Annotated in this window: 19 protein-coding genes; 7 read left to right on the top strand and 12 right to left on the bottom strand. The window is 53.0% G+C overall.

The window, feature by feature from the left end; translation table 11 throughout:
- Positions 1 to 302: 302 nt before the first annotated feature.
- Both cfa and punC read right to left on the bottom strand, forming a co-directional pair.
- Positions 303 to 1,451: a cyclopropane fatty acyl phospholipid synthase gene (gene cfa, locus ACT9TW_RS15080; RefSeq protein WP_182060762.1), complete on the bottom strand. Its 1,149-nt coding sequence runs from the start codon at positions 1,449 to 1,451 to the stop codon at positions 303 to 305.
- 301 nt (positions 1,452 to 1,752) lie between these two features.
- Positions 1,753 to 2,952, bottom strand: a complete 1,200-nt coding sequence (gene punC, locus ACT9TW_RS15085) for a purine nucleoside transporter PunC (RefSeq protein WP_446492883.1) — start codon at positions 2,950 to 2,952, stop codon at positions 1,753 to 1,755.
- A gap of 114 nt (positions 2,953 to 3,066) precedes the next feature.
- Here punC and punR point away from each other — a divergent pair, with 114 nt between their 5' ends.
- Positions 3,067 to 3,978, top strand: a complete 912-nt coding sequence (gene punR / locus ACT9TW_RS15090) for a DNA-binding transcriptional activator PunR (RefSeq protein ID WP_182060764.1) — start codon at positions 3,067 to 3,069, stop codon at positions 3,976 to 3,978.
- 16 nt (positions 3,979 to 3,994) lie between these two features.
- On the opposite strand, the gene purR is transcribed toward punR, so the two are convergent.
- A complete protein-coding gene (gene purR, locus ACT9TW_RS15095; protein ID WP_182060765.1) occupies positions 3,995 to 5,020 on the bottom strand; it encodes an HTH-type transcriptional repressor PurR in 1,026 nt (341 codons plus the stop codon).
- 297 nt (positions 5,021 to 5,317) lie between these two features.
- Between purR and cydH the strand changes: the two genes are divergently transcribed.
- Positions 5,318 to 5,407: a cytochrome bd-I oxidase subunit CydH gene (cydH, locus tag ACT9TW_RS15100; protein WP_446492884.1), complete on the top strand. Its 90-nt coding sequence runs from the start codon at positions 5,318 to 5,320 to the stop codon at positions 5,405 to 5,407.
- Between the two features lie 164 nt (positions 5,408 to 5,571).
- A complete protein-coding gene (locus ACT9TW_RS15105; RefSeq protein WP_446492885.1) occupies positions 5,572 to 6,738 on the top strand; it encodes an MFS transporter in 1,167 nt (388 codons plus the stop codon).
- Between the two features lie 36 nt (positions 6,739 to 6,774).
- On the opposite strand, the gene sodB is transcribed toward ACT9TW_RS15105, so the two are convergent.
- Together sodB and ACT9TW_RS15115 are read right to left on the bottom strand one after the other, a co-directional pair.
- Complete coding sequence (sodB, locus tag ACT9TW_RS15110; RefSeq protein WP_446492886.1) at positions 6,775 to 7,356, bottom strand: superoxide dismutase [Fe]; 582 nt, start codon at positions 7,354 to 7,356, stop codon at positions 6,775 to 6,777.
- A gap of 122 nt (positions 7,357 to 7,478) precedes the next feature.
- Positions 7,479 to 8,237, bottom strand: a complete 759-nt coding sequence (locus tag ACT9TW_RS15115; RefSeq protein ID WP_182060768.1) for a C40 family peptidase — start codon at positions 8,235 to 8,237, stop codon at positions 7,479 to 7,481.
- A 338-nt stretch (positions 8,238 to 8,575) separates the two neighbouring features.
- Between ACT9TW_RS15115 and grxD the strand changes: the two genes are divergently transcribed.
- Positions 8,576 to 8,923: a monothiol glutaredoxin 4 gene (gene grxD / locus ACT9TW_RS15120; RefSeq protein ID WP_014069964.1), complete on the top strand. Its 348-nt coding sequence runs from the start codon at positions 8,576 to 8,578 to the stop codon at positions 8,921 to 8,923.
- 73 nt (positions 8,924 to 8,996) lie between these two features.
- Here the strand turns inward: grxD and rnt are convergent, their stop codons facing one another.
- From rnt to eptA, 5 genes are all read right to left on the bottom strand, one after another.
- The gene (gene rnt, locus ACT9TW_RS15125) at positions 8,997 to 9,656 is read right to left on the bottom strand and encodes a ribonuclease T (RefSeq protein ID WP_014069965.1); all 660 of its coding nucleotides are present in this window, start codon (positions 9,654 to 9,656) and stop codon (positions 8,997 to 8,999) included.
- 96 nt (positions 9,657 to 9,752) lie between these two features.
- Positions 9,753 to 10,160 carry a lactoylglutathione lyase gene (gene gloA, locus ACT9TW_RS15130; protein ID WP_446492887.1) on the bottom strand — a complete coding sequence of 136 codons (408 nt, stop codon included), beginning with the start codon at positions 10,158 to 10,160 and terminating at the stop codon, positions 9,753 to 9,755.
- 99 nt (positions 10,161 to 10,259) lie between these two features.
- Positions 10,260 to 11,357 (bottom strand): N-ethylmaleimide reductase, encoded by a 1,098-nt coding sequence (nemA, locus tag ACT9TW_RS15135; RefSeq protein ID WP_446492888.1) that lies wholly within the window; start codon positions 11,355 to 11,357, stop codon positions 10,260 to 10,262.
- Positions 11,358 to 11,410: 53 nt separating this feature from the next.
- Positions 11,411 to 12,010: a TetR/AcrR family transcriptional regulator gene (locus ACT9TW_RS15140; RefSeq protein WP_446492889.1), complete on the bottom strand. Its 600-nt coding sequence runs from the start codon at positions 12,008 to 12,010 to the stop codon at positions 11,411 to 11,413.
- Positions 12,011 to 12,051: 41 nt separating this feature from the next.
- On the bottom strand, positions 12,052 to 13,677 hold the full coding sequence (gene eptA / locus ACT9TW_RS15145) for a phosphoethanolamine transferase EptA (RefSeq protein ID WP_446493842.1): 1,626 nt from the start codon (positions 13,675 to 13,677) through the stop codon (positions 12,052 to 12,054).
- A gap of 148 nt (positions 13,678 to 13,825) precedes the next feature.
- Between eptA and ACT9TW_RS15150 the strand changes: the two genes are divergently transcribed.
- The 3 genes from ACT9TW_RS15150 (at position 13,826) to sodC (ending at position 15,608) form a co-directional block, all read left to right on the top strand.
- Positions 13,826 to 14,065: a DUF1289 domain-containing protein gene (locus ACT9TW_RS15150; protein ID WP_446492890.1), complete on the top strand. Its 240-nt coding sequence runs from the start codon at positions 13,826 to 13,828 to the stop codon at positions 14,063 to 14,065.
- 48 nt (positions 14,066 to 14,113) lie between these two features.
- On the top strand, positions 14,114 to 15,010 hold the full coding sequence (locus ACT9TW_RS15155) for an aldo/keto reductase (RefSeq protein ID WP_446492891.1): 897 nt from the start codon (positions 14,114 to 14,116) through the stop codon (positions 15,008 to 15,010).
- Between the two features lie 79 nt (positions 15,011 to 15,089).
- A complete protein-coding gene (gene sodC / locus ACT9TW_RS15160) occupies positions 15,090 to 15,608 on the top strand; it encodes a superoxide dismutase [Cu-Zn] SodC (protein WP_446492892.1) in 519 nt (172 codons plus the stop codon).
- Here the strand turns inward: sodC and ACT9TW_RS15165 are convergent.
- Together ACT9TW_RS15165 and ACT9TW_RS15170 are read right to left on the bottom strand one after the other, a co-directional pair.
- Positions 15,587 to 17,620 (bottom strand): FUSC family protein, encoded by a 2,034-nt coding sequence (locus tag ACT9TW_RS15165; RefSeq protein ID WP_446492893.1) that lies wholly within the window; start codon positions 17,618 to 17,620, stop codon positions 15,587 to 15,589. The two genes, sodC and ACT9TW_RS15165, sit on opposite strands and share 22 nt — an antisense overlap.
- Positions 17,620 to 18,480: an HlyD family secretion protein gene (locus ACT9TW_RS15170; RefSeq protein WP_315688411.1), complete on the bottom strand. Its 861-nt coding sequence runs from the start codon at positions 18,478 to 18,480 to the stop codon at positions 17,620 to 17,622. Before ACT9TW_RS15170 ends, ACT9TW_RS15165 begins: the two co-directional genes overlap by 1 nt.
- Between the last annotated feature and the right edge of the window lie 2 nt (positions 18,481 to 18,482).

Here is an 18,482-nt window from a genome sequence, read left to right on the forward strand (position 1 = left end):
GTCCAGCCCTTGTCATCCGGCCTCCGGTTCGCCGATTTCTGCGGGACTCAACATCCGTGCCACTTTCAGGCCGCAGAGAAGGTTGAGGGAGCGTGAGTCCGGCTGAAAATCGCCGAAGCGGCGATTTTCTTTGCCGGGAGCCGGGATTGCTAAGGGGGCGGCGACCCCCTTAGCACGTTCACCACAGCGGATTAGGCAGGTAGCAGGAGAGTCTGAGTGAACGGAACGATGCCACTAAAATAACAGAGTGGCTTAATATCGCTTAACTGACTGGTATAACCCCGGATATCCGGGGTTATTTTTTAGCGGGCGACCCGCAAACCATGTTCAACACCATGACTGAAAACCACCTGCCATAGCTGTATATCACGCGCCCTGAATGCACCCGCGCAGGCGTTCAGGTAATATATGAACATCCGTTTGAATCGTTCGGAATAGTTGTCGGCAATCTCTGGCCAGGCATCGAGAAAACGCGACTGCCATGCCATCAACGTGGTGTCGTAATCTGCGCCAAAGTTATGCCAGTCCTCCACAATAAAGTGGGGTTCGCTGGCGTTCGCTATCTGGCGAACCGACGGTAAACAGCCATTCGGAAAGATGTATTTATTGATCCATGGATCAACACTATGGTCGGTCTTTTTCGAACCAATGGTGTGAAGCAGGAAGATACCATCCGGTTTCAGATTACGGTCTGCTACCGAAAAATAGGTTCTGTAGTTTTTAGGCCCAACGTGCTCGAACATCCCGACAGAGACAATGCGGTCGAACTGATCGTGTAGCTCGCGGTAATCCTGGAGCAGAATATTGACGTCCAGGTCGTGACACCGCTCCTGCGCCATTTTCTGCTGTTCTGCAGAGATGGTCACACCTACCACGCTGACACCGTAGTTTTTCGCCATATAGTATGCAAGACCACCCCAGCCGCAGCCGATATCCAGCACGCGCATCCCCGGCTGTAACTGCAATTTCTCGCAGATCAGACGCAGTTTCGCCTGCTGGGCCTCTTCAAGCGTCGAGGCCTCTTTCCAGTAGGCACAAGAGTATTGCATGTAGGGATCAAGCATCCGGCTAAAGAGGTCATTACCTAGATCGTAATGCTCTTTACCCACGATCCATGCCCGTTTTTTGCTTTGCAGGTTGAACAAGCGGGCAGCAGCGACACGCAGGGTATCCTTCACATTACGGGGAAGCTGACTCTCCAGCCCGGCGCGTAAAACGCTTGAGAAAAAGATATCCAGCCGCTCGCATTCCCACCAGCCATCCATATAACTTTCACCCAGTCCTAACGATCCCTCCTGCAATACACGCTTGAAAAAATCGGGATGTTTGATTTGGGGATCGGATGGGGAAGGCCCGTTGATAGTGATGCCTGCACGACCCAATAGTTCAGTGACGATCCGGGACCAGTTGTCGTCCGGAACGCTGACTTCTTCTATACACGATGAACTCATAGCTTCTCCATCACCTTGCTGTGATCAGAACCTTCAAACAGCGTAGACGCTTTTTTTGGTTTGTGAGAAATCTCACGGTATTACGCCCCGTGAGGCTAGTATCCGACGTAGAACAGAGGAAGGGAGATAACCCTTGCCGAAAGGCCTTCCATGGTAAAACGGGAGCACTCCGGCTCCCGTTAACACTTAATATTTATCGTATTTAATCGAACCAAATTTAGTATAGGCCTCAAAATTTGGTGATTCAATAGAAAATTCTTAGCAACCTAATCACTGAAATGTAACATAATTGCTGGTGCGATTATGCGTGCGATGTTTCAGCCTGGGCTGCCGTATTATCCTCACGGTGTGCCGATGACTGCATCTGATAGCCGATGCCAGCAAGTGCAACGGTAACCAGCATCACGCTGGTGGTGGTGAGCAGTGGTGTTGCAATCAGTGCCGATACCACCAGGCTTGCCAGGAAGCACAGCCCCAGTTGCAGTGTGTTCTGCAAGGCTGCCGCACGGCCCGTTGCCTGTGGGAACGGCCGTAAAGCCTGCGCCACCACAATCGGGTAAATGGCACCGTTAGCAATTGCCATCACACAGAATGGAATCAGGATTTCCGCCAGACCAGCCCCCGGAATAAAGCCGACGGCCCAGGTACCAATAACGCTTAAAGCGTACAGCGCCAGCAGCCAGGGTAACATCTGCTGCCCCTGCCATTTTTGCAGCGCCGCACGGCAACCGTAACCGCCCACCAGGAAGGCGATAGTCTGTGGAACATAGCTCAGGCCGATGGCCGCCGGGCTGTACCCCATATCGTGCAGAATAAAGGGTGAGCCGGTCAGCCATGCAAAGAAGCTGGCTGAACAGGCGGCGTAGATAAGCACGTTGCCGCGGTACGCTTTGGTGCGCAGCAAAGAGGTAAAGGTAGTTGGCTTCGCTTCCGGATGTGTCTCTTTTTTATGCGCAGGTTTCAGGGCGAATGCGGGCAGCATCAGCACCAGAGTGATGGCAAACAGGGTGGCGAAAATCGCCTGCCAGTCGAAATGCGCCAGGATCCAACTGCCCAGCAGTGGTGCAAGCGCGGGAGAGAGGCCTACCAGCGGCATAATAGTGGCAAAAATTCGATTGGTCCGTGAAGCCGGATAGTAATCCGTCACCAGCGCCTGCCAGGTGACCGCTGCGGCACAAACGCCGACGGCCTGAACAAAACGCAGCACCAGTAACCAGGTCGCATCGCGTACCCACAACATCCCAAGACAGCCTACGGCAAAAATTGCCAGACCCAGTAACAGCACTGGTTTACGACCAAAACGGTCGGAGAGCGGCCCCCACAGCAGCTGTGCAAAGGCAAAACCGGCGAGGAACAAACTCAGGCTGGCGCTAATGGCCGCGGCAGGCGTTTGCAAATCTTCCTGCATTGCAGCGAATGCGGGTAAGTACATATCGGTAGCTAAAAAGCCCAGCACGCTTAAGCCGCCGAGCCAGACTAAAAAACCTTTCCTGGGTTGCATTGTTTTATTCTCCTTAAGGAGGCAGGGTACGTTGGCGCAGAGTGTAGGGAGTGCAAAGCGGCTTGTGAAACGCTAATATTTGGCGGGTGCATTCAAATTTTTTGCAGGCAGAAAATGTGGTCAGATTATTCTCTTGAAGTTGTGGATGCTGTCGCCCGTAACGGCAGCTTCAGCGGAGCCGCGCAGGAACTACACCGCGTCCCCTCGGCCATTAGCTACACGGTGCGTCAGCTTGAGGAGTGGCTGGCCGTTCCGCTGTTTGAACGCCGCCATCGCGACGTGGAGTTAACGCCTGCCGGGGCGTGGTTTTTGAAAGAAGGGCGTTCTGTTATCAAAAAAATGCAGATCACTCGTGAACAGTGTCAGCAGATTGCTAATGGCTGGCGAGGTCATCTTTCTATTGCGGTGGATAACATCGTAAAACCCGAACGTACCCGGCAGATGATTGTCGATTTTTATCGCCACTTCTCCGATGTCGAGCTGCGGGTATCGCAGGAAGTCTTTAACGGTGTCTGGGATGCGCTGGCAGATGGCAGGGCTGAGATGGCGATCGGCGCAACACAGGCCATACCCGTTGGGGGACGTTACGCATTTCGCGATATGGGAATGTTAAGCTGGAAATGCGTGGTGGCAAGCGATCACCCGCTGGCGGCAATGGCAGGGCCGTTAAGCGATGATACCCTGCGTAACTGGCCATCGCTGGTACTGGAAGATACGTCACGCTCGTTACCCAAGCGTGTGACCTGGCTTCTGGATAACCAGCGACGGGTGATTGCGCCCGACTGGGAATCCTCCGCGACCTGCCTTTCTGCCGGGTTGTGTGTGGCAATGGTGCCGGTCCATTTTGCCAGACCACGAATCGATGCCGGGGAGTGGGTTGCCCTTGAGCTTGAAAACCCATTCCCGGACGCGGCCTGTTGTCTGACCTGGCAGCAAAGTGACGTATCGCCCGCGATGGCCTGGCTGCTGGATTACCTGGGGGACAGTGAAACGCTGAACAGGGAGTGGTTACGGGAGCCAGATTAACTGGCTCCGTGCACGATTAACGGCGGTAGTCGCGGAAAGGACCGTCCGCCACGGAGCGACGTTCGATAAGACGCGGGTGGACTTCAATTGACTGCGACTCTTCACGTTTGTTAACGATCCTGTCCATCAGCATGTTGAAGGCTGTTTCACCCAGAGAATCTTTCGGTTGATGAATAGTGGTCAGCGCCGGGGTGAAGAAACGCGCGTTGCGCACGTTGTCATACCCGATCACAGAAATATCCTGCGGTACGCGCAGACCCAGCTCATCGGCAGCACAAAGCGCACCCATCGCCATAATATCGCCACCGCAGAAGACAGCAGTCGGACGATGCGGCTGGGAGACAATTTGCTGCATTGCGCGGTAACCGGATTCAGGCTCAAAGTCACCCTGAACAATCCAGTTTTCTGGAACGGTGATCAGTGCTTCTTCCATGGCTTTCATAAATCCGGCCAGACGGCCTGCACCGGTGTTGCGCTCCAGTGGACCTGGAATCACGCCAATCTCGCGGTGACCCCGTTCTACCAGATAACGACCGGCCATGTAACCGCCTTCAAAGGCGTTATCGATTACTGAGTCAGTAAAATCGGCATGCGCTTCACCCCAGTCCATCACCACCATTGGGATGTGACGGTACTCTTCCAGCATGGAGAGCACAGAATCCGGGTATTCGGAACACATGACCAGCAGGCCATCCACGCGTTTTTGCGCCATCATAGACAGATAAGCGCGCTGTTTCTCATGGTTGTTCCACGCGTTACCCAGGATCAGGGTATAGCCTTTCTGGAAGCAGTTTTTCTCGACCGCCTCGATTATCTCTGCGAAATATGCAGCTTCGCTGCTGGTGGCCAGCAAACCAATGGATTTGGTGTGATTAACTTTAAGGCTACGTGCGACCGCGCTTGGCGAATAGTGCAGTTCTTTGATCGCCGCCCAGACGGCATTACGCGTCTCTTCCGCTACAAAACGGGTTTTGTTAATTACATGTGATACGGTTGTAGTGGAAACGTTTGCGCGTTTTGCCACGTCTTTAATTGTTGCCATTAAATGTCACTCCAGACCATATCCTAAGCTCCTGAAAAACTTGAAGGTAAACGTTTGCCTTCTCTCACCCTTATCACGCAATCTGGAATTGCGACACGCCGGGAAAACGACACAGGACGTCAGGAGGGGGTCAATGGCCGGTACGCTAATAAATTTAGCGTGGAATTTTGTCCTATCTTGATGAAAAGGGGAAGAGCAAAAGTGGATATCAGTTTAAATCCAGGAAGATTTTTGACGTAAACTGTGTAAAAATGAGCAAGCTCACTTTTCGTAAGGTGATTAAAAGGAGAAAAATTGATGAGTACCGATCTTAAGTTTTCGCTGACGACCACCGTTATCGTGCTGGGTTTGATAGTTGCTGCATCGTTTACGGCTATTCTGCACTGATTCAGACGGGGGGAGAGCGTTCTCCCTCCGGATTTCCTTTTATTGTTACTTCTCCGGCAATAATCTTTTGCCAAATTGTTAACTTCTCATTTTTTGTGATTGGTGTCATGCTTTTGACTTCTTTGTTCTGTGTCGTGGTACGACACGGCATCCGGAGTTGACTCATGAAAATCAATTTTCCTCTGCTGGCCCTGGCGATTGGCGCTTTTGGGATTGGCACCACCGAATTTTCCCCGATGGGGTTATTGCCTGTTATCGCCCGGGGTGTAGACGTCTCTATCCCGGCGGCCGGTATGCTGATTAGCGCCTACGCGATTGGCGTGATGGTAGGGGCACCGTTAATGACGTTGCTGCTTTCACACCGTGCGCGCCGTAATGCGCTGATTTTCCTGATGGCTATTTTTACCCTTGGGAATGTACTTTCCGCGCTTTCACCGGATTACACCACGCTGATGTTGTCACGTATCCTGACTAGCCTTAACCACGGTGCCTTCTTCGGACTGGGATCGGTTGTTGCAGCAAGCGTTGTACCTAAACATAAGCAGGCCAGCGCCGTGGCAACCATGTTTATGGGTCTGACCATTGCCAACATCGGCGGTGTACCTGCGGCCACGTGGCTGGGTGAAGCGATCGGCTGGCGTATGTCGTTCCTGGCAACCGCTGCACTGGGCGTGATTGCTATGGTCGCACTGTTCTTCTCGTTGCCAAAAGGCAGCGCAGGCGAACGCCCTGATGTACGCAAAGAGCTGTCCGTGCTGGTTCGTCCTCAGGTATTGTCTGCACTGCTGACCACCGTGCTGGGGGCTGGGGCGATGTTCACGCTCTATACCTATATTTCGCCCGTGCTGCACGACATTACTCATGCCACGCCGGTCTTTATTACCGCGATGCTGGTGCTGATTGGCGTAGGGTTCTCTATCGGTAACTACCTGGGCGGTAAGCTGGCAGACCGTTCCGTGAGTGGCACGCTGAAAGGCTTCTTAACGCTGCTGATTGCCATCATGGTGGCCATTCCGTGGCTGGCGCGTAACGAATTTGGTGCAGCCATTGCGATGGTGGTATGGGGTGCGGCGACCTTTGCCGTGGTTCCGCCGTTGCAGATGCGGGTAATGCGTGTGGCGCATGAAGCGCCAGGACTCTCTTCATCCGTGAATATTGGTGCGTTTAACCTGGGTAATGCACTGGGCGCTGCGGCCGGTGGTGCGGTGATTTCGGGTGGCCTGGGGTACAGCTTTGTGCCGGTAATGGGGGCGATTATTGCGGCTCTGGGGTTACTGCTGGTACTGATGTCGGGTCGTAAACAGCCAGAAACGGCCTGCGCGGCTGAATAATCATAACGCAGAAGAGCGAACCCTTCTGCGTGTCTCTTACGCTGCGAGGTTCTTCGCAACAAATTCCCAGTTAACCAGCGCCCAGAAATGCTCCAGGTAGTTCGGGCGTGCGTTACGGTAATCGATGTAGTAAGCATGTTCCCACACATCGACGGTCATCAGCGGGGTTGCGCTGGTGGTCAGCGGTGTACCCGCGTTGGATGTTGATACGATAGCCAGTTTGCCATCGGCTTCTTTCACAAGCCAGGTCCAGCCAGAACCAAAGTTTTTAATTGCTGCGTCAGTGAATTTCGCTTTGAAATCAGCAAAGCTGCCGAACGCGGCATTGATGGTTGCGGCCAGTTCACCGGTGGGTTCTCCGCCTGCATTAGGTGCCAGGCAGTGCCAGTAAAACGTGTGGTTCCAGACCTGAGCGGCGTTGTTAAACACGCCAGCTTCTGAGCTACGCACGATCTCTTCCAGCGTTTTGCCTTCAAAGTCAGTGCCTTTGATCAGGTTGTTCAGGTTGGTGACATACGTCTGGTGATGTTTGCCGTAGTGATATTCCAGGGTTTCCACGGAAATGTGTGGAGCCAGGGCGTCTTTTGCATACGGTAGTGCAGGTAATTCGAACGACATTGCTTCTCTCCTTATTATTTTTTACGTTGCCAATAACCATAAAGACAACAGGGATAGAGTAGCAAATTGAAAGGGTATGCAAAAGAGGAACTTACCCCGCCGCAGACGCGGCAGGGCAGGGATTAACGGATGGTTTTCGGGGTCATCACACGGCGTGCGCCAACGTAGTGGCGTACCCAGTAATCTTCACTCAGAGAGGTAATTTGAATGTCCTGGCCGCTACGTGGTGACTGGATGAATTTCCCGTTGCCCACGTAAACACCCACGTGGTCGGCCATGCCGCGACCCTGAGTGCGGAAGAAAACCAGATCGCCGCTTTCCAGTTCACCACGATCGACCGGTGAAGCATCGCGCAGGTGATACATTTCGTTCGCAGTACGCGGAATACGGAATTTCACCAGATCTTTGTAGGCGTAGTACACCAGACCACTGCAATCGAAACCGGTACGGGGTGAGGTTCCGCCCCAGCGATAAGGCTTGCCAATTTGTCCCATCAGCTTGTTCATCGCGGTTTTTTGCGCTTTCTGGACGCGTACCTTATGGACTTCCGCTACTTTCGTGACTTTGACGCACTTCGCTTTGTGACCTTTGCGGGCAGTGCATTTTTCGGTAACGAGATTAGCGGCAGTTTGCTGGGCTTTGCGCGAAGTGGTGTGAGTGGTTTTAGCTTTGCTGGAGGCAGTACGTTTAGTCTGTGTGGTAGTTTTTTTCTTTTCGTTCTTACTGGTGGTTTTTTTCTTACGTTCTGTGACTTTAGCCAGGTGCGTTTTTTGTACAGCAGAATGCCGCGCCTGCTGGGAGGCGTTAGCCACTGGCGTGAAAGAGAGTGTTGTAAACAATAAAGCACAGAGCGTGATCGAGATTTTATTTATCCGCGCCACTGGCCAGTCCCCTGGTAAATGCAGGTCATCAATCATACCCGCGTGTGATTTTCAAAACCCGTCGATTCTAATCTATAAAAACCCGAGAAGTTAATAGCATTTTTCAATCTAAAATTGTGTTTCGTTAGCAAGTGCAAAAAAAAACATCAATCTGTAGCACTATTGCTTACTCCTTAAGCAAAACCTTATCTGCAGTAGGGTTAAGCTACATTTGGAATGCAACTTATGCCGGTAACGTTTAAAATATATAGACGTGAAAAAAATGTTATTTTCCGATGCCGCTCTGAACCGCTACAATGTCAGACGAATGCCGTAACAGAAGTTAAAGGAAGCAAGACATGAGCACCACTATTGAAAAAATCCAGCACCAGATTGCTGAAAACCCAATTCTCCTGTACATGAAAGGTTCTCCGAAACTGCCAAGCTGCGGTTTCTCCGCACAAGCAGTTCAGGCGCTGTCTGCCTGTGGCGAGCGCTTTGCTTACGTTGATATCCTGCAAAACCCGGACATTCGCGCTGAGCTGCCAAAATACGCTAACTGGCCGACCTTCCCGCAGCTGTGGGTTGATGGCGAGCTGGTTGGCGGTTGTGACATCCTGATCGAAATGTATCAGCGTGGCGAACTGCAACAGCTGATCAAAGAAACTGCTGCTAAGTACAAAACTGAAGAACCAGACGCAGAGTAAGTTATCTGCGAAAATAAAAAAGCGACCTGTCGAGGTCGCTTTTTTTTGTCGGGTGGCGCTGCGCTTACCCGACCTACGATTGAATATCTGCCTCATCGCCCATCGGTAGCGGCCAACCGCCAAGACGTTTCCAGCGGTTCACAATTTCACAGAACAACTCAGCCGTGCGTTCGGTGTCATATAACGCGGAATGCGCCTGAGTCCCGTCAAACGCAATCCCTGCTGTAATGCAGGCTTTGGATAATACCGTTTGTCCCAGCGCCAGACCGCTCAGCGCAGCGGTGTCGAAGGTAACAAACGGGTGGAAAGGGTTGCGCTTGAGCGAAGCGCGTTCGGCTGCCGCCATCATAAAGCTGTGATCGAAGGTGGCGTTATGCGCCACCATGATCGCGCGGCTGCAATCATTGTCCTTCATGCCTTTGCGCACCATTTTGAAAATGGCGTGCAGTGCATCGTATTCGCTTACGGCGCCACGCAGCGGGTTATGCGGGTCAATGCCGTTAAAGGCCAGTGCTTCTGGCTGTAAGTTGGCGCCCTCAAACGGGTCAACATGGAAATGCAGCGTGGTGTCCGGTGAAATCCAGCCCTGTTCATCCATCTTCAGCGTGATGGCGGCAATTTCAAGCAGCGCATCGGTTTTAGCGTTAAATCCGGCTGTTTCTACATCAATGACAACGGGATAAAAACCACGAAAACGGTCGCACAGACCGGTAAATTGAGCGTTATCGGACATCAGGGTCTCTTACATGGGGAAAAAAGCAGTGCGCATTATGGCAAATTTTAAGAGGGGATGCAGTAAAACTACGGGCGCATATTGCGCCCTGCGGGATCAGTTGCCCAGACCGCGACCAGCGTCTTTGGCTTCAATCAGCTCGATTTTGTAACCATCTGGATCTTCAACAAAAGCGATAACCGTGGTGCCACCTTTGACCGGGCCCGCTTCACGGGTCACGTTACCGCCGTTGTTGCGGATGCGTTCACAGGCTTCAGCGGCATTTTCCACTTCCAGCGCGATATGGCCATATGCCGTGCCCAGCTCGTAGTTGTCTACGCCCCAGTTGTAGGTCAGCTCGATAACCGCTTCATCCGATTCCGGGCCGTAGCCTACGAACGCCAGTGAATATTTGTATTCCGGGTTTTCGCTGGTGCGCAGCAGCGTCATGCCCAGGACGTTAGTGTAGAAATCGACAGAACGTTGCAGGTCGCCAACGCGCAGCATGGTGTGAAGTAGGCGCATAATTTCCTCATTAACCAATGGATTGGATTATGTTTTTGAACAGAAACGATGTTTTAGTATAGCGGCGAAATGTCGCCGCTATCAATGCACAAGGAGGAATTACAGGGAAGGGTAGTCGGTGTAACCTTCAGCGCCGCCGCCGTAGAAGCTTTCCGGGCGCTGCGGGTTCAGTGCGGTTTTACGTTCCAGACGGGCAACCAGATCCGGGTTGGCGATGTAATCGCGACCAAATGCCACCGCATCGATCAGCCCTTTGCTGATCAGGTCTTCTGCTTTCTCTGGTGTATATGCACCGGCACCGATAATCACGCCGTGGAAACGATCGCGCACTTTCTGACGGAAAGCCTCAGTGTACGGCTGACCGCCTGCCCAGTCTGGTTCAGACATATGCAGGTAAGCAATGCCGCGTTTTGCCAGCTCTTCAATCAGGTACAGGGCATCTGCTTCTTCATTCGCACCGTTATCAACGTTCTGGAAAGAACCAATTGGGGAAACTCGGATACCGATACGGTCTGCGCTCCACTCCTTGCAAACGGCATCAACCACTTCCAGAACCAGACGTGCGCGGTTTTCAACGCTGCCGCCGTACTGGTCAGTACGATGGTTAGAAGACGGTGACAGGAACTGGTGCAGCAGGTAGCCGTGAGCAGAGTGCAGCTCAACCAGGTCGAAACCGGCGTCCCGCGCATTCGCAACGGCCTGACGGAAATCATTCACGATACCCGGGATCTCGTCCAGCTCCAGCGCACGCGGCATAGAGGTATCTACGCGGGTCGCATGGCCGTTTTCATCGCGCAGCGAGGTCCGGGTGTTGGCACTCAGCGCGGAGGCGGAAACCGGAGCCTGACCGCCAGGCTGGATGCTGTTGTGAGAGATACGACCGGTATGCCACAGCTGTACGGCGATGCGGCCATCTTCAGCGTGAACACCGGCGGTGATTTTTTTCCAGGCCGCGATTTGTTCCGGGCTGTGCAGGCCAGGTGCGCCAGCATAACCTTTTGCCTGAGCAGAAATCTGCGTAGCTTCAGAGATGATAAGCCCTGAGCTTGCGCGCTGACGGTAATATTCACCCATCAGTGGGGTTGGGATGTCACCCGGTTCAATGCTGCGAAGGCGGGTAAGAGGGGCCATGAACACGCGGTTTGGCGCGGTAACGGCACCCACTTTCAGTGGGGTAAATAATTTTTCAGCTGACATAGAGACTCCTGAGTAGACCAGTCGACTAGTAATTGGGTAAATAAAAACGCCTGCTAAACGCCAGACGTTGTAATACTGCTTTTCACATGTGCCAGTGCGCTTTCCAGCGGCACGGCACTGCGAGAAATTTTGGCTTGCAGGTTTGCACCTAACCAGAGCGCATAGAGCACCTGCGCCTGGGTCAGTGGCTCACCGGGGAAGGCCAGCGTCTTTTCATTGCGGCCTTTCTCAAGCGCCTGGGCCAGCAGGGCGATAACGCCGCTGGCACCTTTGTCCATTGCGGCACGCATATCTTCGGAAAGATCGCACACCTCAGCAGAGAGTTTTACCGTCAGGCATCCGCTGATAATGCCCTGCTGACAGAACTGGGTCAGCGTTTCCTGATAGTAGTTAAGAACACGATCCCGGTAGTTACCTTCGCCACTGGCAAAGTGGGTAGCAAGGCGCTGATGGTAACTGGCATAGTGCCGTTCCAGCATCGCCACGCCAAAGGCTTCTTTGGAGCGAAAGTAGTGGTAGAACGACCCTTTCGGCACCTCAGCGGTTTTTAACAGTTCGCTAAGCCCCATACCGGTAAAACCGCGATGCATACAAAGACGCTCGCCTGTAGCCAGTAAGTGTTCGCGCGTATCGTGTTCAGTATTTCTGCTCATGTCGGCACTCTAATAGACCAATCGGTCTATTGCAAGCAGGATTATTGACGACATGCGTTCAGGATATCCAGTTGTTGCTGATAAACCTTTGATTTTACGTTCATCATCCCAAGAACCGTTGAGAATAAATTATCCTGTGAAACCGCATCTTTTGCCGCATGGTCGCGCAGGCATTGCTCGTTAACGCCGTAATTTTTCGCGTAGTCAGGAGAGAGCCAGAACATAAACGGAATATGCGTTTGTTGTTCAGGCGCCAGCATGTACGGCGTGCCGTGCAGGTAGATACCGCTTTCGCCCAGCGATTCACCGTGATCCGACAGGTAAATCAACGCCGTGTTCATGCTGCCCTGGCGAGCTTTCAGGGTATCGATAGTCTTGCTCACGATGCTATCGGTATAAAGGATTGTGTTGTCATAGGTGTTAATCAGCGCCTGATGATCGCAATCCTGAATCTCATTCGTATCGCAGGTTGGTGTGAATTTGCGGAAGTTATCCGGGTAGCGGCGATAGTATGCCGGGCCGTGACTGCCCATCAGGTGAATGACCAGAACTGTGTCCTGCTTCAGGCCGTCCAGCACGTTATCAAGGCGGTAGAAATTGACGTCATCAATACAGGATTTGTCTTTGCAGAACTGGTCCAGCTTCCACTGGGTCATGTCCGTATGCGGGATACGGTCACAAGCGCCTTTGCATCCGCCATCGTTATCACGCCATAGCAGGTTGATACCTGCATGTCCCAGCACGTCGAGCAACCCTTCCTGGTGGCGAGCGAGGTCAGCGTCGTATTTCTTACGTGTCATTCCAGAGAACATGCAAGGAACAGAGACCGCGGTTTCTGTCCCACAGGAGGATGCCTGAGGGAAGTTGATGATGTCTTGTTTTTTCAGTTCAGGGTTGGTTTCACGGTCGTAGCCGTTAAGCGAGTAGTTCGCTGCACGGGACGCTTCACCGACCAACAACACCAGCACCGTTTTTTTCTGCTGCCCGGCAATCACCGGGCCTTTGTGGGCGTCTTCGCCAATACGAACCAGGGTCTGATCGCCTGCAAACCAGCGGGTTTTGCTGTATTTCATGATCGCGCTGACGTAGTTAGCAGGGGTCACCATTTTGACGATGCTTTTGTTGTTACGGAACAGCGATGCGTAATCTTTATAGAACACCGATGCGACCAAAATGATCACCAGCAGTGCGCCGAGCATTGCGGCAATACGCGTCAGCATCGCGTACCACCATTTACCGGTGCGTATACGCGTCAGGGCTAATACCACGGAAGGAATAAGACCGGCAACGACAATCCAGATGATCATCTGTGGTGTCACGAGGGCGGTCGCTTCCTGGGAGTTGGTTTCGAACACGTTAACAATCATGTTCTGATCGATAACCGCGCCATAGGTATACATAAAATAGGTCGCTGCGGCGCATCCCATGGTTAAGAGGATCAGCAGCGGCTTGCGGATAAAGGGAATATTGAGAATGCTAAAAACAATGACCCAGCCGCAAAACAGCACCAGCGGGACTGAGGCCGCAAAGAGCACATCATGCAACTGTGCAGGGGCGATGATGGCCCAGCTGCGCTGTATGAACAGGGCATTCAGCGCGGTAAAAAAGAGGGCACAACCCAGAGTAAATTTAATGTCGTTACATTGTAACTTTTTAAGAAACCACATCATTATCAAACCATTCTTTATAGTGATGCGGCGAGTATAGGGGGAGAAGATTAGTGAAACCTTAATGCCATATTTCTGTGGTAAAGCCCTTGCATGAGCGGCATTTAACGTCTTCACTGTAGGTGATAATCGTTTTCTGGAGGTGTGTGTGGCAGAGCAACTGGAGTTTTTCCCCATCCAGAGCCCGTGCCGGGGAATTTGTCAGGTAGATGAGCGCGGATATTGCCGTGGGTGTATGCGTACCCGCGACGAGCGTTTTAACTGGCAAAATTTTAGCGATACGCAAAAACAGGAAATCCTGCGCCTGTGTCGGCAGCGTTTGCTGCGCAAAATACGCGCAAACAAAGCGGGTGAAACCGAAGAACCCCAGCAACCTTCACTTTTTTAGCAGCGTAATTGCGTATACTCATGACATTACTTCCTTGAGGAAATTGTTATGGTTCAGCGTATTACACTTACCCCCCAGGGCCCGGAGTTTTCCCGTTTTGTGATGGGTTACTGGCGGCTGATGGACTGGAATATGTCCCCCCTTCAGCTCGCGAGCTTCATTGAAGAGCATCTCGATTTAGGCATTACTACCGTCGATCATGCGGACATCTATGGCGGCTACCTGTGTGAAGCCGCATTCGGTGAGGCACTTAAGCTGGTTCCGGCGCTTCGTTCTCGTATGGAGATTGTCACCAAATGCGGTATCGCCACTACCGCTAAACCAGAGCACGCGCTTGGCCACTACATCACCGACCGCGACCACATTGTAAAAAGCGCAGAGCAATCACTGGTTAATCTGGCGACAGACCATATCGATTTGCTGCTGATTCATCGCCCGGATCCGTTGATGGATGCAGACGAAGTGGCTGAGGCTTTCCTGAATCTGCACCAGAGCGGCAAAGTCCGTCATTTCGGCGTATCCAACTTTACCCCTGCGCAGTTCGCCTTACTTCAGTCGCGCCTGCCATTTACGCTGGCCACTAATCAGGTTGAGATTTCACCTGTTCACCAGCCGCTGCTGCTGGACGGTACGCTCGATCAGCTGCAACAGCTGCGCATTCGTCCGATGGCGTGGTCGTGCCTGGGCGGCGGGCGTCTGTTTAATGATGATGCCTTCCAGCCATTGCGTGATGAACTGACCACTATTGCACAAGAGCTGAATGCGGAAAGCATTGAGCAGGTGGTGTATGCGTGGATCATGCGTCTGCCGTCAAAACCACTGCCGATTATCGGTTCCGGTAAAATTGAACGTGTGCGCTCAGCAATTGCTGCTGAAGCGCTGGAAATGACCCGCCAGCAGTGGTTCCGCATCCGTAAAGCGGCACTGGGTTACGACGTCCCGTAATCCGCCGCAACGTGACCTCCCGGTGAACATGCAGCCTCTGGTATAGACTTAAGGGGCAAAAAGAAACCCAGGAGGTCACATGAAGCGTTTTGCTCTGGCACTCGTGACACTGGTGGTATGCGCAGGGGCGCAGGCTGCCAGTGACGAAGTAGAAATGAACCTCGTTTCCCCACTTGGCATAGGTCAGTCCATCGGAACAGTAAAAATTACTGAAACCGACAAAGGACTAGAGTTTGCTCCTCATCTCAACTCACTTCCACCCGGCGAGCATGGTTTTCATGTTCATACCAACGGTAGTTGTCAGCCTGCCCTGAAAGAGGGGAAAGCCTCGGCGGCTGAAGCCGCAGGTGGCCACCTTGATCCAGAACACTACGGTAAGCACGAGGGGCCGAATGGTATGGGGCATCTGGGTGACCTGCCCGTGCTGGTGGTGAATAAAGACGGCAACGCCACGACGCCGGTCATTGCGCCGCGGCTGAAAAAACTGGATGAAATCAAAGGCAGGGCGCTAATGATCCACGTAGGCGGCGATAATATGTCCGACAAGCCTAAACCTCTGGGCGGTGGCGGCGCACGTTATGCCTGCGGCGTTATCTGATCGCCTATCGTACCTGGTGGTGGGGCCCGCTCTAGCTGTGACAACGAACAGTGCAGTCGCCAGATTATCGAGGCCAAATCGCGCGCAGCCAGGAGATGGTGGCGCGCGAGGGTGTCGCAAATACGCTGGAGCTCAACGAGAGTGGCTTCCAGCGGACGTTGCTGAACACCGCGTTCACTCATCACATCACGCAGTAACGCGATACAGATATCCCGAACCTGCGCCAGAGGGTCAGAACGGGTTTCCCAGGCACGCAGCTGCCACACGACATGTGAACAGTTAAGCAATACCACGCCCCAGCGCAGCAGCCAGCGGCGCGCGAGAACATCCTGACTGTTATTCAACTGGCTCACGTGATGATACACAAGGGATTCATACTCGCTTTCACGCAGATGGGGCTTACGGCTGAGCTGATCGACAAATCCCCGGCGAAGCTCGCGGATATGACGCCGACTTTTGCGCGCATCAGAACCCGGGCGGAGAACCGCAAACGCCAGCCAGGTTAATGCCACACCAAGGATTTTTGCCAGGTTGTCGTTGAGGAAGTTAGCAAAATCATAAACGGGTGGGTTGGTGACCGCGATAAACGATCCCATGAAGACGATAAGCTGCCCCCAGAGCCCGGCGAGTTTTGGCATTTGTAGCTTCAGTAGCTGCATGGTAGTGAGCAAAGGGAAGAGAAACAGCAGAAACTGCCAAAGATCCGTGATTTGCACCATCAGGCCAAACATCACCACAAAACTGAACAGTGACAGCAGTATCAGCGTACGCAGTAACAGCGTCAGCGAGTTAAAGGGTGAGGGGGAAACAGAGTAAAGCACGCTGCTAATGGCGGCGAGGGTTAACGCGGCGGAGGTGCTGTCCCACTGGGTTGTAATGCCCCATGTCCCTACCAGAGTCAGCGCGCAGAACGTACGAAAACCGCTCCAGAGTGCCTCCATGTTGTCAGTATGCCGCGCCAGTGCAGGGCTTTGCGGAACAGAGAACTCCGTAATGGGCGTGGCATTTTCTACCGCGCGGATCCAGCGGCTGCTCAACAGGTAAAGCCGACAAAAATAGCGCAGCCGTTGCCAGAAGGCGCGATGGCGATAGTCATATTCATCCACCGGAGCCAGCGGCGCAATAATGCGCGCTACGCTATAGGAGTCTGCCGTCGGTCGCGCAAGCTCAACCAGCAGAGCTTCAATAATGTCGCGGGTGTTTTCCGGCGGATTGGGCCAGTTAAGCAACATTCGGCGCAGGCTGGAAATTGCGCTTGTCATGCGCAGTTGCTGATGCAGCAGATAGTTAAGCAACGCGTTCTGCCTGCGGAAACGGTAGTGGCTCCAGAACGCCTGAATACGCAGTAAATTCATGGTCAGGATCTGGCCGATGACTTTTTCGTGCGCAAGGCGAATTTCGTCGTTGGTGTCGGGCTGCCAGAGAAGACTTGCGTGTTCCAGCAAACGAGCGTGCATGGTTTTTAACGCAGTGATCAGTGCTGTGCCATCCGACGTGCTGGGCAGGATCATCATCATGACCCCACCGCAAAGAATACCGATGATGACTTCGCACACACGCGCCTGGGCGATATCCCACAGTTCGGTGGTGTCCAGCACGTTGATGACCGGGAAAGCAATAATGGCGGCGGTATAGCCTGCCAACTGAAACGCGTAGGCCACGTTATTGGTAAAATGCGCGCAGGCCCAGGTACAAAAGCCCAGCCATGTTGCCATGCTCAGTAAAAAGAGCCAGGGATCGTTCAGGGTATGGCCAGCGATGATCAACGCAGCAGTTGCACCGAGCAGGCTACCCGCCACGCGTCCCAGACTTTTACTGATAACACCGCCAACGGTGGGGAAGCTCACCACCGCCGCAGAGGTCATCGCCCAGTAGGGCTCGTCCAGGTTCAGATAGTAGGCCACCATGAGCGCAAGACACATGGCAATGCCGTTACGCAGCGCATAACGCCACTGCGGGCGGGTTGCTTTTATCCATGGGGTGTTACGCCAGGAGAAAGCGGAGAGGTTCATTAACGTGTTCCGACAGAGACGGTACAGGTTGTGCCTGAAACCAGAGTGATGTCTTTCGGCAGGTTATCAAACTCCACACGAACCGGAACGCGTTGGGCAAGACGCACCCAGGGCACATTCGGTTTGATATCTGGCACCAGGCCGGAATCTGTCTCTACGCTTTGATCGTATATGGCCCGGCCAATACTTGATACGTGACCCTGTAACGTTTGTGAGCCACTGTACAGTGTTATCCGCGCCGGCGCACCTTCCTGAATATGGCGCAGTTTCGTCTCTTCAAAATAGCCGACAACATAGAAAGAGTGGCTGTCTACCAGCGCAAACACGGGTTGCCCCGTGGTGGCGTAATTCCCCACACGCGTAGAAAGGTTCGTCACCCATCCATCAACCGGAGATTTCACCACCGTTTGCGTCAGCTGCCACTGGGCCTGTTTCAGCGTTGCTTCGGCAACATCGACGCTTGCCTGCATGGCTTTCACATTAATGTTGGCGGTGTCCAGGTCTTCCGCAGAGATATAATTTTGCGATAAATGGCGGCGGCGATTGGCTTCGTTATTGGCTTTCGCCAGGTCAGACTGTGCTTTGGCAAGCTGCGCCTGTGCATTCAGGATAGCGATATGAAAGGGCGTCTCGTCAATACGGAACAGAACATCGCCTTCTTTAACAAACTGATTATCTTTAACAAGAAGCGTCGTGATACTGCCGGAGACCTGTGGGGTGATATTGACCTGCTCGGCGCGGATTTTACCGTCACGCGTCCAGGGGGACTGCATGTAGTAAGTCCACATCCACCAACCAGCAACCAGTGCCAGAGCAAGAACCAAAAGAGTGGAAAAATATTTTAGCGTTTTCAGAGACATAT

This window comes from Enterobacter sp. C4G1, from assembly GCF_052886895.1.